This is a genomic window from Robinsoniella sp. KNHs210, from assembly GCF_000686105.1.
Lineage (GTDB): Bacteria > Bacillota > Clostridia > Lachnospirales > Lachnospiraceae > Robinsoniella > Robinsoniella peoriensis.
Map to the genome: position 1 here is coordinate 5,127,765 of NZ_JMLZ01000002.1, position 15,138 is coordinate 5,142,902.

The following is a 15,138-nucleotide window of genomic DNA, read 5'->3' on the forward strand; positions in this document are numbered from 1 at the left end:
AGGCTTAGATTCTTTTAATGCTTAGATTCTTTTAATGCAGAAGGAGAACACCCAAACAGTTTTCGAAAAGCTCTGGAAAAAGTGGAGTAGTCTTTGAAGCCGCAGTCATAGCATATCTGCGTAACCGGATAGCCGAGAGTCAGCATTTCTTTGGCACATAAAAGGCGTTTGTGGTTAATGTAACTGCCCACAGAATAACCGGTGTGTTCCTTAAATAAACGCATCATATGGTATTTGCTGATATAAAAACGGTTTGCCAGTGCATCTATGCTTAGAATTTCGGAGAGATGGGCGTTAATATAATCCAGAATATCAATAATTTTTTCATTGCAGGTATTTGTTATAAGGTAATCCAGATGATTTTCGCAGACGGCTCTGTTTAAATGAATCATAAATTCCAGAAATAGTACCTGCCGGTAAAGTTCATTTGCATATCCGCTGTCTGAAAAAGCATTTTCCAGATTCATGATGGCATGGAAGAGGATACTTTTTTCCAGGGAATGTATGCGCAAAACATTGGAGTGGCTTTTTCTGGAACGGTGAAAACATTCGCTTAAATCGTAAGCATCTGTTTTGTAAGAATGTATAAAACCTGGAGACAGATAAACAATGATACGCTCATAAGGAACCTGATGGTCAATATTGGGTTTGTGAATTTCGCTATGGTTAACTAGTATAATATCATAAGGTTTCAGGTGGTAGGATTTACCCTCTATTATATAATCCACATTTCCGTTAATAAAAATAATAATTTTATCAAAGTCATGGTAATGGAATTGGAAGTCCTGCTCCTTCTTATCTGTCAAATGGAACAGGCGGAATTCGCTATCCAGATAACCTCTTTTTTCATAATCCGACATAGAATCTCCCGTCTGTCATCCTCTGATGACTGTATCGGTCTGTATTATCTTATGGTGTACATTATATAGCATTTTTTGCAATATAGGAAGCATTATCTCTATATTAATTTAAAATCCTGCTGGATATAATGAGAGTAAGATGAGGCACAATTTTCAAACACGCTCTGGTACTGTGGAAATCTGGGAGTGCATATGGATTTAGTAGATAAATTTTCAGTTATTATAATTTTAAATGGAGGTATCAGAAATGAATGTTATATTAGAAAAATATCATGGGCTTGGTAATGATTATCTGGTTTTCGACCCCAACAAAAACGAATTATGTCTGAATGAAGAGAACATAAAACTGATTTGTCACCGCAACTTCGGCATAGGATCGGATGGAATATTGATGGGGCCTGTTTTTGACGGTAAAAGTATTCAGGTACGTATTTTTAATCCGGATGGAAGCGAAGCAGAAAAAAGCGGAAACGGTGTACGCATTTTTGCTAAATACTTAAAGGATGCAGGATATATCCAGAAGAACCATGTGATTTTTAAAACCATTGGCGGGGAGATTGAGGCTTACTATTTAAATGAAGAAGGGAGCCGTCTTAAAATTTCTATGGGAACACTGTCGTTCTGGAGTGACGAAATACCAGTGGCAGGAGAGCGCCGGGAGGTTGTCAATGAGGAAATGACATTCCGGGATACACCTTATCTGGTAACCTGCGTATCCATCGGGAATCCCCATTGTATTATTCTTATGGAAGAGATTTCAAAAGAATTGGTCTGCCATATCGGGCGTTTCAGCGAAGCGGCGCCATATTTCCCCAACAGGATAAATACACAGATTATGAAAGTGATGGATCGGACCAATATTGCGATCGAGATTTATGAAAGAGGAGCCGGTTATACACTGGCGTCCGGAAGCAGCTGCTGTGCGGCAGCGGGAGCGGCATTTAAAATGGGTTTGACTGATCCTAAGTGTTATGTGCATATGCCCGGAGGGACCCTGGAAATAGAAATCTGTGAAGATGGCAGAGTTATGATGACAGGGGATGTATGCCACGTTGGCAAAGTTACTTTAGGGCACACATTTAGCGAGAAACTGAGAAACGGGAATCCGGAACCAAAATAAATTTTCAGTTGTAGGTTTTGGAACTTTGGTATATACTATGACAAAGAAAGGGGAGTTCATATGAGAACATTTGAGAAATCCAGTAAATTAGATAACGTATGCTATGATGTAAGAGGTCCGGTTGTTGATGAGGCAGGCCGCATGGAGGAACAGGGCATCGACATTCTGAAATTAAATATAGGCAATCCGGCACCCTTCGGATTTGAAGCACCGGATGATGTAATTCAGAATATGATGGCGAATCTGCGTAATACGGAAGGATATTCTGATTCAAAAGGAATTATCAGTGCAAGAAAAGCAATTATGGACTATTGTAAAAAGAAAAATATACCGGATGTAGGTATGAATGATATATATACCGGCAATGGCGTAAGCGAATTAATCGTTATGGTAATGCAGGGGCTTTTAAATGACGGAGATGAAATTCTGATGCCGTCACCGGATTATCCGCTGTGGACAGCAGCAGCGAACCTGGCAGGAGGGCATCCGGTTCATTATCTGTGCGACGAACAGTCGGACTGGTATCCGGACATGGAAGATATCCGGAAAAAGATTACAGACAAAACCAAGGGCATTGTTGTAATCAATCCCAATAATCCCACAGGAGCATTGTATCCGGTTGAAGTACTCCGGCAGATTGTAGACATTGCAAGAGAACACAGTCTGATTATTTTTGCAGATGAGATTTATGACAGACTGGTGATGGATGGACAGGAACATGTATCCATAGCTTCTCTGGCACCGGATCTGTTCTGTATAACCATGAACGGTTTGTCTAAATCCCATAAGGTAGCGGGGTATCGTGCAGGATGGATGTGCTTAAGCGGCGATAAAACAGGAGTGAAAGGGTATATCGAAGGGCTGAATATGCTGTCCTCCATGCGTCTTTGCTCTAATGTACCGGCTCAGGCAATCATTGAGACGGCTCTGACAAATGCACAGGGAATTGACCAGATGCTTCTTCCGGGAGGCAGAATCTATGAACAGAGAGAGTTTATATATAAAGCTTTAAATAACATACCCGGAGTATCGGCATTAAAGCCAAAAGCAGCTTTCTATATTTTCCCGAAACTGGATGTGAAAAAATTTAACATCAGTGATGATGAACAATTTGCCCTGGATTTTCTTAGAAAAGAAAAAGTACTCCTGGTACATGGCGGAGGATTTAACTGGCAGCAGCCGGATCATTTCCGCATAGTGTATCTGCCTAAAATGGAAATTTTAGAAGATGCAATGAATAAACTGGAGATGTTTCTCAGTACATACAGGCAGATATAGAGTGCTTCGGGATGATACCTGTGCCTGAACAGGCAGGGTGTCATCCTACATTTGACTGGAAACGGGAGTACGTACGAGTGAATGGAGGTAAGAATGAAAAATTCGGCAATTATATTAGAAGGAGGATCTGTCAGAGGGGTATTTAGTTCAGGGGCATTAGATTATCTTATGGAGAAGGAATGTTATATTCCCCACGTCATTGGTGTATCCGCAGGTTCCTGCAATGCGGTTGATTATGTATCAAAGCAGATTGGCCGAACCAAAGACTGTATTGTAAGAAGCAACGATAATGAAAAACTGATCAGTATCAAGGGGTTCTTAAAGAACAAAAGTCTCTTTAATATGGAGCTTTTGTTTGAAAAGGATCCTTCTGAGTATCATCCCTTTGATTTTGATACATTCTTTGCATCAGACATGTCTTGTGAAATCGTCGTTACAAATTGTCTCACAGGCAAGGCGGAATATTTAAGTGAAAAGAAAGATGGGGCAAGGCTGATGATGCTATGCAGAGCGTCAAGCAGCCTTCCTATCGTTTCACCCATGGTAGAGATCGACGGTGTGCCGTACCTGGATGGTGGTCTGGCTGATTCCATTCCCATTTTGCATTCACTGCAGATCGGAAATAAGAAAAATGTTGTAATTCTCACCAGAAATAAAGGTTACCGGAAAACAATGTCTAAGAAAAGCATGCATTTTTATGCGGCATATTTTAAGAAATATCCGGAGCTGGTACGGGCAATCTGCCTTCGTCCCTACCATTATAACAGGATTTTGGCACAAGTTGAAAAATGGGAGGAAGAAGGAAAAATATTTGTTGTGCGCCCTCAGGGGAAAACAGTCTCCAGAGTAGAGAGCGACAAGAAAGTACTCAATGATTTCTACCGTCATGGATATGAACAGATGGAAGCACAGTATGAAGATCTGCTTCGTTTCCTGGAAAAATAGAAAGCGAGGTCATGGATGTTTGAACAATTCTTCCCAGATGAATATCTGGATTCTACTTATAAAATAGATTTTGATAAATTGTACCGTGAGGGCTGCCGGGGGGTGTTGTTTGATATCGATAATACCCTGGTGCCCCATGGTGAGCCGGCAGATGACCGGGTGAAGAAATTTTTTACCCATTTGCGTGATATGGGAATGAAGTACTGCCTGATCTCTAACAACCAGCTGCCCAGAGTGAAGCCTTTTGCAGAGGAAGTAGGGGCGCTTTTTATAGAAAATGCCCATAAACCGTCCAGGAAAAACTATGAAAAGGCAATGCAGCTGATGGGGACTACCACGAAAAATACCGTTTTTGTTGGAGACCAGTTGTTTACGGATGTATATGGAGCAAAAAGAACCGGGATTCCCAGTATTTTAGTAAAACCAATCCATCCAAAAGAAGAGATTCAAATTGTTTTGAAAAGATATTTGGAAAAAATCGTATTACATTTTTATAAAAAGAGCAAACTAAAATAATGTCCAGTTAAGAAATATTAATGGAGGTATATAAATGTTCCGTGAGGAGTTATATGCAATATTAAAAGAAAAAATGATAGAGGCAGTTTTAGTGTCTGATGGATACAATATGCGCTACCTCAGTGGTTTCCGTGGTGCAACAGGTTATCTCTATATTACGCGGGCACGCCGGGTACTTATAACGGATTCCCGATATACTACACAGGCCAGGGAAGAGGCGCCGGATTTTGAGGTGGTTGAAATTTCTAATCAGAAAGGGTACGGGGCAGTAATCGGAGAATTAACCGGGGCAGACGAAATCAATTGCATTGGTTTTGAAAATGATCATATGATTTATGGGGACGTAATGAAATTAAAGGAAGCATGCAGTGAAGAGCTGGTCTGGGAAGGGATAGGAGATTCGCTGAACAGACTTCGTATTGTTAAAAATGAAACGGAATTAACTTGTATGGAAAAAGCACAATCCATTGCAGACGGAGCTTTTTCTCATATCATAGGAATTCTCAAGCCTGGAATGACAGAGCTGCAGGCTGCGGCTGAGCTGGAATTTTATCTGAAAAGCCATGGTGCATATGGAACCAGTTTTGATACAATTGCAGCTTCCGGTATCCACTCTGCAATGCCTCATGCCATGCCTTCCAATAAGGCAATCGAGCCGGGTGATTTCCTGACGATGGATTTCGGCTGCATTTATGAAGGCTATTGCTCTGATATGACAAGAACCGTAGTTATAGGAAAAGCAAGTCCGAAACAAAAGGAAATCTACCAAATCGTTTTGGAGGCACAGCTTGCTGCGCTGGATGTCATTAAAGCAGGGATGAAGTGCAGCGAGGTGGACAAGGCTGCCAGGGACGTGATCGAAAAAGCCGGATATGGAGAATACTTTGGTCACGGTCTTGGACACAGCGTGGGCCTGTATATTCATGAAGAGCCAAGGCTTTCCCCAAAGTGTGACGAAGTACTGAGAGAGAACGTGATACAGACGGTAGAACCGGGAATTTACATTCCTGGATTTGGTGGTGTACGCATTGAGGATATCGTAATTGTGAAAGAAAATGGCTGCCAAAATATGACTCATTCAACAAAAGAATTGCTGGAACTGTAAAAAATAGTTGAAAAAGTATGGATTATATTATAAAATAGACTAAACTATGGGAATATGCAAGATTCCTGTGTTGTCAATATGAAGGAGGAATATCAATATGATATCAGCAGGAGATTTTAGAAACGGTGTAACTTTAGAGATAGATAATAACATCGTTCAGATTATCGAATTCCAGCACGTAAAACCAGGTAAAGGTGCAGCGTTTGTTCGAACAAAATTAAAAGACATTATCAATGGCGGTGTTGTGGAAAAAACATTCAGACCAACTGAAAAATTCCCACAGGCAAGGATTGACCGTGTAGATATGCAGTATTTATACTCAGATGGAGATTTGTTCCATTTCATGAATGTTGAAAATTACGAGCAGATCGCATTAGCACAGGAAGACATCGGTGATTCCTTAAAGTTCGTAAAAGAAAACGAAATGGTTAAAATATGTTCTGTTAACGGAAAAGTATTCGCAGTAGAGCCACCTTTATTTGTAGAATTAGAGATAACAGATACAGAACCCGGATTCAAAGGCGATACAGCACAGGGAGCTACGAAGCCGGCAACTGTGGAAACAGGAGCAATTGTCTATGTACCGTTGTTCGTTGAACAGGGGAATAAAATTAAAATTGATACCAGAACAGGGGATTACCTGTCCAGAGTATAATTATATTGTGTAATTCTTAGATGAGAAAGGTGGTTGCCTTTCTCATTTTTGGAATAAATAAAAACACAAGGAGGAAGATTCATGAGTGAGAAAAAGAGTTTTTTTGTAACAAAGAAATTGTTTGCTGTTGTTGTGTTGTCATTTTTATTGGCAATGATGTTGGGAATTAGTGTATTTGCTGCGCCGGCGGCGCCGTCAGGGCTGAGGCAGACATCGGCATATACGAATTCTGCTAAGGTAGTATGGAATGCAGTTGTGGGTAAAAATATCAGGTATCATGTTCAGTATTCTACGGATAACCGCAACTTTAGTGATGCAGCTACATATGATAGCTCTTACCCGGAAATTTATAAGAGTAATCTGAGTACGGGAAGTACCTATTATTTCAGAGTCAGAGCGTATGAATCCATCTATGGAAAGCCTAATGATTATAGTGCATGGTCTCCATCTTTTGAAGCTGTGACCGTACCTGACAGAATAAAGACAGAAAATTTGAATCAAAGTGCAGCAAAGACAAGCAGCATATCACTAAACTGGAGTCCGGTAACTGGAGCCACCAGGTATCAGGTTTATAGAGTGGATGGATCTGCACAGATTTATGCAGCGACAACAAATAGCCCATCTGTTACCATCGGAAATTTGAAAACGGGAACGAGCAACTATTTAAGAGTTTACGCAGAACGTGTATCATCATCTGGATATGTAGCCAGAAATGATTATTCTGCTTATATCTATGCAAATACTCTGCCAGGAACAGTTACCGGGATTAAAGTTACAAATAGTTATCCCTATTCTAATAAAGTAGCATTGGCATGGAACCGGGCAGAAAATGCTAAGGGTTATCAGATTGCTGTCTACACAATGAAGAATAAAAAGACCGGAAAGACATTAAACGTAAGCAGCAGCAGCTATAATACTATAAAAATGAATCAGAAATCGTTCTATAAAGTGAAGGTCAGAGCTTATACCCAGTTAAATAACGGGAAAAAAGTTTATGGTAATTGGGGAAGCACGTATGTAGCAAACCAGCAGGAAGTAAAAGTTCGTAATGTATCAGGCGGCTTAACTGCATCATGGCCAAAAGTTACCGGTGCTACAAATTACACTGTTTATGCTTCTGATAAACAAAAAAAAGGATATAAAAAAATTTCTACAACAAAGTCAACGAGTTATACCTTGAAGAAATTTAAAGGTAAAAATATGAAAAAAGGTAAAAAATATTATTTCTATGTTGTAGCAAATAAAAAAGTAAAGAGTAAAACGTATAAGAGTTTTCCACAGTATGGCTTTTTTCAGACTTATAGATAGAATCCAGCAGCAGGTGTCAGGAGTGATCTCAGGACACCTGCTTTAATAATAAAAAAACTAAAATATCACTTGCATCCTACCAAAAAATATGATACCATAAGTGATATAAAAATTCTAAATGTTTTATTCTCGATGCGTTCGCATCAATTTTTCCATTTGATTTTTATACGATACTAATTTAAGAAAGGGTGGTTCGATTGAATTACGAAGAATTTATTTGCTTTGTGCAGAAAAATGTACAGACACAATTGGGAAAGGAGGTGCGCGTTGAACTGCATCAGATTACAAAGAATAATGATGTTCAGCTGGATGGTCTGTCAATTGTGGAAACTACAAAGAGTATTTCCCCTACGATATATTTAAATGATTATTTTCAGGAATATCAGTGCGGGACTGCCATGGCTCAGATTATTGACAGTATACTAAATATCTATCAAAACAACAAGATCAAGGTGCCCGTGGATACGGATTTCTACACGGATTACCTGCGTGTGAAAAATAATATTGCATGCAAAGTCATTAACTATAAGAAAAATACGGAATTGTTAAAAACGGTTCCCCATGTGCAATATCTGGATTTGGCAATTGTATTTTATTATTTCCTGAAAAGTGATACTTTGGGAACGGGAACGATATTAATCCATGACAGTCATTTGAAAATGTGGAAGATTACAAAAGAAATCTTATATGAAACAGCCAGAAAAAATACGCCTGCGATGCTTCCGTTTGAATTTAAAAGCATGGAGGAAGTGATGGATGAGATCGAAGAAGGTGAACTGGAAGAAGAATTTTCAGATGTTATGGAGGATCAGGAATGTGATGATGACAGAATACCAATGTATGTTCTTTCCAATAAAGAAAAGACAATGGGAGCAGCATGTATCTTGTATGACTCGATCCTGACCTTGATCGGGGAGCGCCTGCAGGATGATTTCTATATTCTTCCAAGCAGCATACATGAATGTATTGTAGTTCCTAAGAATATACGGACTACCAAGAAAGAACTGCAGGAAATGGTAAGGGAGATAAATGAAACCCAGGTAATACCGGAAGAGGTTCTTTCCAATGAAGTCTATACGTATACCAGGGAGATACACCGCTTAGCGCTGTAAGTTCCGAATGCTGATAAGAGCCGGTAAAACATGCATTTTTTATCGGTTCTTATATATACAAAAGAAGACATAAAAAGACAAAATGTGTGCTGGAAAACATATTCAATAACAAATCCTTTACTTTTTCCATCTTTTATGATAATATGTAATAAGTGCTTTCGTAAGTGCTAAAAATATTGGTAAGCAACCAGTATATTTTACACCTTATGTAAGCAAAAGTAAACCTTATTTACACCTTATAAACGATACTTTGTATGATTTACACTTTGTTTACACCTTATATATTTGTTTTGCACAGAAGTAATGCTTATAATTTAGTAGACATGCATTGTGTAAAAATCAAAAGAATTTGTGGGTTTTAGGGTGAAAGGGATCTACGAACCTTGAAAATCCAATGTTTATAGGGAAAAGCATGTGTTATTTAAAAGCTGTTTGAAGGTTTGCAGATGAATCAGCACTCGTAGCTCAGGGGATAGAGCAGTGGTTTCCGGTACCACGTGTCGGGGGTTCGAATCCCTCCGGGTGCGTTTTTTTTGCTCTTGTGGCAGCCGAATAATTGTAACACGGATGTAGAAAAATGGAGGTAAGTATAGTGGGTAATTTTAGAGAATGGCTATCTGATAATCTAAGATATATCTTACTCGGCTTAGCAATTATTTTAATTCTGGTGATTGCAGTATTTGCGGTGAAACTTGTCAGTGGACTTGGAAATAGCGATGGGGCAAATGCTGTTAAGACAACGGAAAGTGAAACCAAAAAAGAAGTTATAGTAGAATCGAATGCTGAGACAGAGAATAAAAGTAACGATTTAGTACAGAATGACCCAAAAGTACTGGAGACAGTACAAGCTTATTATGCGGCTATGGGAAATAAAGATATGGCAACATTAAAGAAATTGGTTCCTGGCTTAACTGCTGAGGAAGAGCAGTCCATTCAGAACGACAGTCTGATTGAAAGTTACAATAATGTATCTTGTTATTCTAAAAAAGGGCCGGTAGATGGTTCCTATGTTGCTTATGTAATTTATGATTGTAAGGTTACTAATATCGAAACTATGGTACCAAGTCTGGTGCGCCTGTATTTAGAGACGAATACGGATGGAAGCCTCTATGTATCAGATTACAAAAAAGATGAGGCAACGAAGAAGTATGTGGAAGATATGGGAAATGATGCTGATATTAAGAAATTAATTGATGATGTAAATCAGAAGTACCAGCAGGCAATGGATTCCAATGAAGATTTGAAAAATTTGGTGGATGAAATCGGTTCTCCGATGACAGAATCCAACATTCCAAGCGGTAATGAAGCCGGTGTGGAAGTGAATAAAATAGTAGCAGCAAATACAGAATGTAACGTTAGGGCAGATTCTACGGAAGATGCAGACATACTGGGAGTTCTAAGCGAAGGAGAAACAGTCACCAGAGTTAAAAAACTGGATAATGGATGGTCAGAAGTTCGCTACGCTGGCGGTACCGGGTATGTAATGAGTGATTTCCTCACGGAACAGACAGGTAGTACAGAAGCAGCACAATAAAAATGATTTATTTAAGGAACGGCAGTTGCCGTTCCTTTTTTTGTGCTTTCATTCAATAAAATTATGTTTCAACATTTTTTTATACTTATAAGGAGTAATCCCAATAATACTATTAAATAATTTTGAAAAATGCTGGGAATCTTTCAGTCCGATTTGGCTGGCAATCATGGTAAGGGACATATCCGTAGTTGTCATCAAATCAATTGCCTGATTAATCCGGTAGATATTAATATAATTGGATATGGTCAGATTCATCTGTCTGAAAAAGATTTCACTTAGATAACGGGTTGATATACCCAATTTATCTGAGATGTCCCTGATTAATATTTTGGTATCATAATGTTTGTGTATATAGGAGAGCGTAAAGGAAACATAGCGGTTTTGCCTTGGGGCATAGTGTTTGGAAAAAGAGAAATCCTTCTCCAGTGTTTCTAAAACGGAGAGCAGTAATTCAGTTATGTATAAATTCGAATAAGAACGGGAGAAAAAATGGTCTTCTCGGGTGCTGACAATTATTTTTTCTATCAGATAAGCCATTCTTTCTGTAATCTTAGCTTTGTAGAAAACGTTACAGCAATAGAAAAGTGAAGATATCATATCAATCGCATCTTCCGGATTGCTGCCTCCTGCAGTATTCAGATACAATTCCGAGAAATAGGAAGGATCAAAATGGATGTGGTTAAAGGTACAGGGGGCTTTGCAGGTAAGATAAAAGGAATGGACAATATTTGGCATTATGATAACGATATCATCTTTTTCACAGTTTATGACCTGGTTCTTGATTTCCATGCTGCAGGTTCCAGAGGTCAGCTGATATACTTCTATGCTTTTGTGGATGTGCTTTGCAAAAGTATAATAATTTTCTCTGAGCTGTTTTACAGCGCTGATAATAGCCTGGTCGGATAAAACAAATCGTGTTTCTGATCCAGTGGCGGATTTTGTGTTCGAGTAAGTATTGTTGTACATAAAAATCTCCTTGTTCCGGATTATACAAAAAATGCCTGAAAATAAACAGGTTTTAACAAGCAACGGTATTATACAAATGATATAATATTTACAAAGATGTGTCAATGAAATTGTGGAATATAACTAGGAGGATATAGCGTGAAGAAGAAATTGTGGATAGGGATACCAATTATATTGCTGATTGTAGGATTTGCAATTGTTATAATTTATAATCGGACAGGTTTTCAGCTAAAAATCAATGGGGAAAAAATTGACAAAGAAGAATATCAGGATACGGTCAATGAACAAATCAATCAGGTGAGTCAGTATTTTTATGAAAAAGCGGGAGTAACACTGAAAGGGGATGCCTGGGAAAAGGAAATTAATGGTGAAATACCCTATCGTGTACTTGCTGACCAGGTGATTGAACAGCTAAAGTATACAGCGGCGGTTTTTGATCTGGCAAAAGAAAAAGGATACATTGAGGAAACCGGATATCAGGCGTTGAAAAAGAGAATGGAAGATGAAAATGATGCCAGAGCCAATAAAATAAAAAAGGGCGAACCGGTCTATGGACTTTCCAACTTCTCATTGAAATTATACAAAGAATATTCCATAGACTCCATCCAGAAGCAATACTGCTCAGATCTGAATAATGAAGGAATGGATATTACGGATGAAGACAGAAAAGCCTATTATGATCAGCAGAAGGATAAGATATTTCGTCAGAACGATGACATTACACTGGATTATATTAAAATTGAATATCAGTCATCGGAAATGGAAGAGGAACAGTACCAGGACTTAAAAGAGAAGCTGAATGAACTACAGGGCAAAATAAGCGCGGATAAATCACTGTCAGACCTGGTACAAGCGGATGATCTGCTTAAGCCTTATTTTACCCATCAGGAATTATTATCCGGTGATATTGGTGCTTATGGAAGGATTATTGGGGATGTTTTAGATTATGCGGCAGATTTGAAAAAAGGAGAAGTAACCCGGGTAATTGATGAAAATGGAGCGTTGTATCTGATCCAGTGTGCAGACAGGAATGTGAATGATTTTTACCCGATAGACACCGTAAAAGATAATATCAATAAGAGCCTCAGAGAAGCCAATTATGAAAAAATAGTAAATAAGAAGGCTGCGGGATATGAAATCCAGGGCAATATGGGAAGCATATACGACTATACAAAGCAGCAAGTAACGAACTAAGGATCGGTAAACATTTTTTCCGTATGAAGTAGAAGTTATGATTACGGAAAAGATAGTTATCAATAAAAATTTTATGGAAAGAAAGGAGTAAGAGGATGAAAAAGAAGTTTTTATCATTCATGCTGGCAGTTGCGCTAGTCTGCAGCACCCAGGCATTTAGTACAATGCCTTATGTAAATGCTGCAGAAACAGCCGGCGTGGGCACGGCCTACTATATCAGCAGTAGGAATGGAGACAATGGCAACAGCGGTACTTCAGAAGGGGAAGCATGGGAGACTTTAGACAAGTTGGAAAATGTTACCCTTGGGCCGGGAGATTCTGTTTTACTGGAATCCGGATCCATATTTAACGGTTTTATTCATTTGCAGAATGTAGGAGGTACACAGGAAAATCCGATTTCCATCAGCAGCTACGGCGAAGGAAATAAACCGGTGATCAATTGTAACGGTGAGGGAATCTGGTACCAGGATTACGGAAAAGCAATGGATAACAGCGGTCACAGAAGCAGTGGATATGTTTCTTCCGCAATTTTGCTTTACGATGTTGATTATGTAGAGATCAGCAATTTGGAAATAACTAATAAATCAAATGATTTTGACTATTTTTCAACAAATGTAAATAAAGCATCCGGCAGAATGGACCGTACCGGTGTGGCAGGAATTGCAAAAGATGGGGGAACCATGGAGCATATTTATCTGGATGATCTTTTTATCCACGATATATCCGGGAATCTTCAGGATAAACATATGAACAATGGAGGAATCCAGATGAATGTTCTGAAACCGGCAGATGAGAATGCAACTGGTATCGCCAGATATCAGGATGTTAAAATCAGTAATTGCTATGTGAAAGATGTTTCAAGAGCAGGTATTGTTGTGGGTTATACTTATCAGCACGATAAGTTTAACGGAGCAGCTCTGGCAGATGAAACTGTTAAAAAATATGGTCATACCAATCTTGTTCTGGAAGGAAATTATGTTCAGAATGCAGGAAATGATGCAATTGTTGCCATGTACGCATATCAGCCCGTGATACAGAATAATGTATCCGACACGGCAGGCGTTGACCTGGATGACGGATATCCGGGATACTGGCAGTCCTTTTGCGCGGCAATCTGGCCATGGAAATGCAAAGATGCAGTTTTCCAATACAATGAAGCATTTGACACGGTCGGTGAAGGCAATGGTGACGGACAGGCATGGGACATTGACTGGTCAGACGGAACCGTATATCAATATAACTACAGCCATAACAATGGAGGCGGTGCAATGCTGATTTGTCTCAACGAAGCCTATAATGGTACCTTCCGGTATAATTTAAGCCAGGATGACTTAAAATGCCTTATAACATTCCAGGGAAATCCGCTGGCGAAAATTTATAACAATGTATTTTATATTGGGGGAGACCTGGAAACAGCGGTTCATCACCCCGACGCAGGAAAAAGAAGCGGTACGGGATATCTGGCAAATAACATCTTTTATAATGTCAGTACCAATAAAAATGTAAGCACGGATGGATGGAATCCGGGCAACAATAAAACCTTCGAAAACAATATCTATTATGGATACGATAGTGAAGGAATGCCACAACTTCCGGAAACAGACGCGATCACTGCGGATCCGGAATTTGAAAATCCGGGAAGTGCACCGGTAACAGTGAATGAAGGCGGAAAGATCCATGACAGAAATGCGTTTGCAGGATATAAAATTTCTGATGATTCACCTGCAGTAAATGCAGGAGTGTATGTTCCAAACAATGCGGCTGCGGATTTCTTCGGCAATGAACTGACGGGAATTGTACCGGATATTGGAATTCATGAAACCAGTGTGGAGGAACCTGTTTCCCTAAACGTATATTCAGATCATTATCAGGTACAGGATCAGGATATCCGCAATGTACCAAAAGGAACTACTGCAGCGGAGCTTTTAAAGAATATAAAAGCATCCCGGGGAGCGGACTGCAAGGTGATGAAAGGTTCTGAACAGATTGCGCCGGATACTGCTGTAACGGAAGAAATGGTTTTGAAGGTAGTAAATAAAGCCAATGAACAGGAGACCAAAACCTACAACATCCATGTGGTAAAAGTTTATGCCGAGTATGCAACAGATGGAATGACTGCTTCAGCAGGAAGCTTCCAGCCAGACAATATAACAGAGGGAAATCCGGCATATGTATTAGACAATAATATGAATACTATCTGGCATACTGCCTGGAGTGGATGTGACAGAAGTGAGGCTTGGATCCAGATAGATATGGGAAAAGAACAGTCGGTAGGCAGACTTAAGTATGTTCCAAGAAAATCCGGAGGTGTGAATGGTATCATAACAGAGTATGAAGTATCCGTCAGCACCAACGGCACTGACTGGACAAAAGCTGCCACTGGAAGCTGGGAAAATAACTCCGAAATTAAATATGCAGAATTTCCATCTGTAAACGCCAGATATGTAAAGCTTTGGGCAAAAGATTCCAAATCACAGGAAGCAGGAAAAGTTTTCGCATCGGCAGCAGAAATCCGGCTTGGATATGAAGAATAGGGGGGTGTAAA

General features: G+C 39.4%; 13 protein-coding genes and 1 tRNA gene. 12 read left to right on the forward strand and 2 right to left on the reverse strand.

The genetic code is table 11. The features are described from left to right. Window positions 1-14: 14 nt before the first annotated feature. Complete coding sequence (locus CD03_RS0128935; protein WP_027296594.1) at window positions 15-860, reverse strand: AraC family transcriptional regulator; 846 nt, start codon at window positions 858-860, stop codon at window positions 15-17. Between the two features lie 247 nt (window positions 861-1,107). Between CD03_RS0128935 and dapF the strand changes: the two genes are divergently transcribed. From dapF to CD03_RS0128985, 10 genes are all read left to right on the forward strand, one after another. Continuing rightward, on the forward strand, window positions 1,108-1,980 hold the full coding sequence (gene dapF / locus CD03_RS0128940) for a diaminopimelate epimerase (protein ID WP_027296595.1): 873 nt from the start codon (window positions 1,108-1,110) through the stop codon (window positions 1,978-1,980). 60 nt (window positions 1,981-2,040) lie between these two features. Continuing rightward, a complete protein-coding gene (locus CD03_RS0128945; RefSeq protein ID WP_027296596.1) occupies window positions 2,041-3,258 on the forward strand; it encodes an aminotransferase class I/II-fold pyridoxal phosphate-dependent enzyme in 1,218 nt (405 codons plus the stop codon). 93 nt (window positions 3,259-3,351) lie between these two features. After that, window positions 3,352-4,203 (forward strand): patatin-like phospholipase family protein, encoded by an 852-nt coding sequence (locus CD03_RS0128950; RefSeq protein WP_027296597.1) that lies wholly within the window; start codon window positions 3,352-3,354, stop codon window positions 4,201-4,203. A 15-nt stretch (window positions 4,204-4,218) separates the two neighbouring features. Beyond that, window positions 4,219-4,719, forward strand: a complete 501-nt coding sequence (locus CD03_RS0128955; RefSeq protein WP_027296598.1) for a YqeG family HAD IIIA-type phosphatase — start codon at window positions 4,219-4,221, stop codon at window positions 4,717-4,719. Between the two features lie 34 nt (window positions 4,720-4,753). Further along, window positions 4,754-5,824 (forward strand): M24 family metallopeptidase, encoded by a 1,071-nt coding sequence (locus CD03_RS0128960; protein WP_027296599.1) that lies wholly within the window; start codon window positions 4,754-4,756, stop codon window positions 5,822-5,824. Window positions 5,825-5,921: 97 nt separating this feature from the next. Continuing rightward, window positions 5,922-6,479, forward strand: a complete 558-nt coding sequence (gene efp / locus CD03_RS0128965) for an elongation factor P (protein ID WP_027296600.1) — start codon at window positions 5,922-5,924, stop codon at window positions 6,477-6,479. Between the two features lie 81 nt (window positions 6,480-6,560). Further along, complete coding sequence (locus tag CD03_RS0128970; RefSeq protein ID WP_027296601.1) at window positions 6,561-7,787, forward strand: fibronectin type III domain-containing protein; 1,227 nt, start codon at window positions 6,561-6,563, stop codon at window positions 7,785-7,787. 197 nt (window positions 7,788-7,984) lie between these two features. Beyond that, a complete protein-coding gene (locus CD03_RS0128975) occupies window positions 7,985-8,899 on the forward strand; it encodes a DUF5688 family protein (RefSeq protein WP_027296602.1) in 915 nt (304 codons plus the stop codon). A 454-nt stretch (window positions 8,900-9,353) separates the two neighbouring features. Then, window positions 9,354-9,426 (forward strand) — tRNA-Arg (locus CD03_RS0128980). Between the two features lie 65 nt (window positions 9,427-9,491). Beyond that, a complete protein-coding gene (locus tag CD03_RS0128985; protein ID WP_027296603.1) occupies window positions 9,492-10,433 on the forward strand; it encodes an SH3 domain-containing protein in 942 nt (313 codons plus the stop codon). A gap of 48 nt (window positions 10,434-10,481) precedes the next feature. On the opposite strand, the gene CD03_RS0128990 is transcribed toward CD03_RS0128985, so the two are convergent. Continuing rightward, window positions 10,482-11,399 carry an AraC family transcriptional regulator gene (locus CD03_RS0128990; RefSeq protein ID WP_027296604.1) on the reverse strand — a complete coding sequence of 306 codons (918 nt, stop codon included), beginning with the start codon at window positions 11,397-11,399 and terminating at the stop codon, window positions 10,482-10,484. 138 nt (window positions 11,400-11,537) lie between these two features. On the opposite strand from CD03_RS0128990, the gene CD03_RS0128995 reads away from it, so the two are divergent. Then, the gene (locus tag CD03_RS0128995; RefSeq protein ID WP_027296605.1) at window positions 11,538-12,593 is read left to right on the forward strand and encodes a peptidyl-prolyl cis-trans isomerase; all 1,056 of its coding nucleotides are present in this window, start codon (window positions 11,538-11,540) and stop codon (window positions 12,591-12,593) included. 95 nt (window positions 12,594-12,688) lie between these two features. Further along, window positions 12,689-15,127, forward strand: a complete 2,439-nt coding sequence (locus CD03_RS35190) for a discoidin domain-containing protein (protein ID WP_052378034.1) — start codon at window positions 12,689-12,691, stop codon at window positions 15,125-15,127. Window positions 15,128-15,138: the final 11 nt, after the last annotated feature.

What these genes read in the sequence shown, in the direction of transcription:
- efp (WP_027296600.1), top strand. Translation starts at nt 5,922, where the DNA reads ATGATATCAGCAGGAGATTTTAGAAACGGTGTAACTTTAGAGATAGAT.
- CD03_RS0128955 (WP_027296598.1), top strand. Translation starts at nt 4,219, where the DNA reads ATGTTTGAACAATTCTTCCCAGATGAATATCTGGATTCTACTTATAAA.
- CD03_RS0128945 (WP_027296596.1), top strand. Translation starts at nt 2,041, where the DNA reads ATGAGAACATTTGAGAAATCCAGTAAATTAGATAACGTATGCTATGAT.
- dapF (WP_027296595.1), top strand. Translation starts at nt 1,108, where the DNA reads ATGAATGTTATATTAGAAAAATATCATGGGCTTGGTAATGATTATCTG.
- CD03_RS0128960 (WP_027296599.1), top strand. Translation starts at nt 4,754, where the DNA reads ATGTTCCGTGAGGAGTTATATGCAATATTAAAAGAAAAAATGATAGAG.
- CD03_RS0128935 (WP_027296594.1), bottom strand. Translation starts at nt 860, where the DNA reads ATGTCGGATTATGAAAAAAGAGGTTATCTGGATAGCGAATTCCGCCTG.
- CD03_RS35190 (WP_052378034.1), top strand. Translation starts at nt 12,689, where the DNA reads ATGAAAAAGAAGTTTTTATCATTCATGCTGGCAGTTGCGCTAGTCTGC.
- CD03_RS0128970 (WP_027296601.1), top strand. Translation starts at nt 6,561, where the DNA reads ATGAGTGAGAAAAAGAGTTTTTTTGTAACAAAGAAATTGTTTGCTGTT.
- CD03_RS0128950 (WP_027296597.1), top strand. Translation starts at nt 3,352, where the DNA reads ATGAAAAATTCGGCAATTATATTAGAAGGAGGATCTGTCAGAGGGGTA.
- CD03_RS0128990 (WP_027296604.1), bottom strand. Translation starts at nt 11,399, where the DNA reads ATGTACAACAATACTTACTCGAACACAAAATCCGCCACTGGATCAGAA.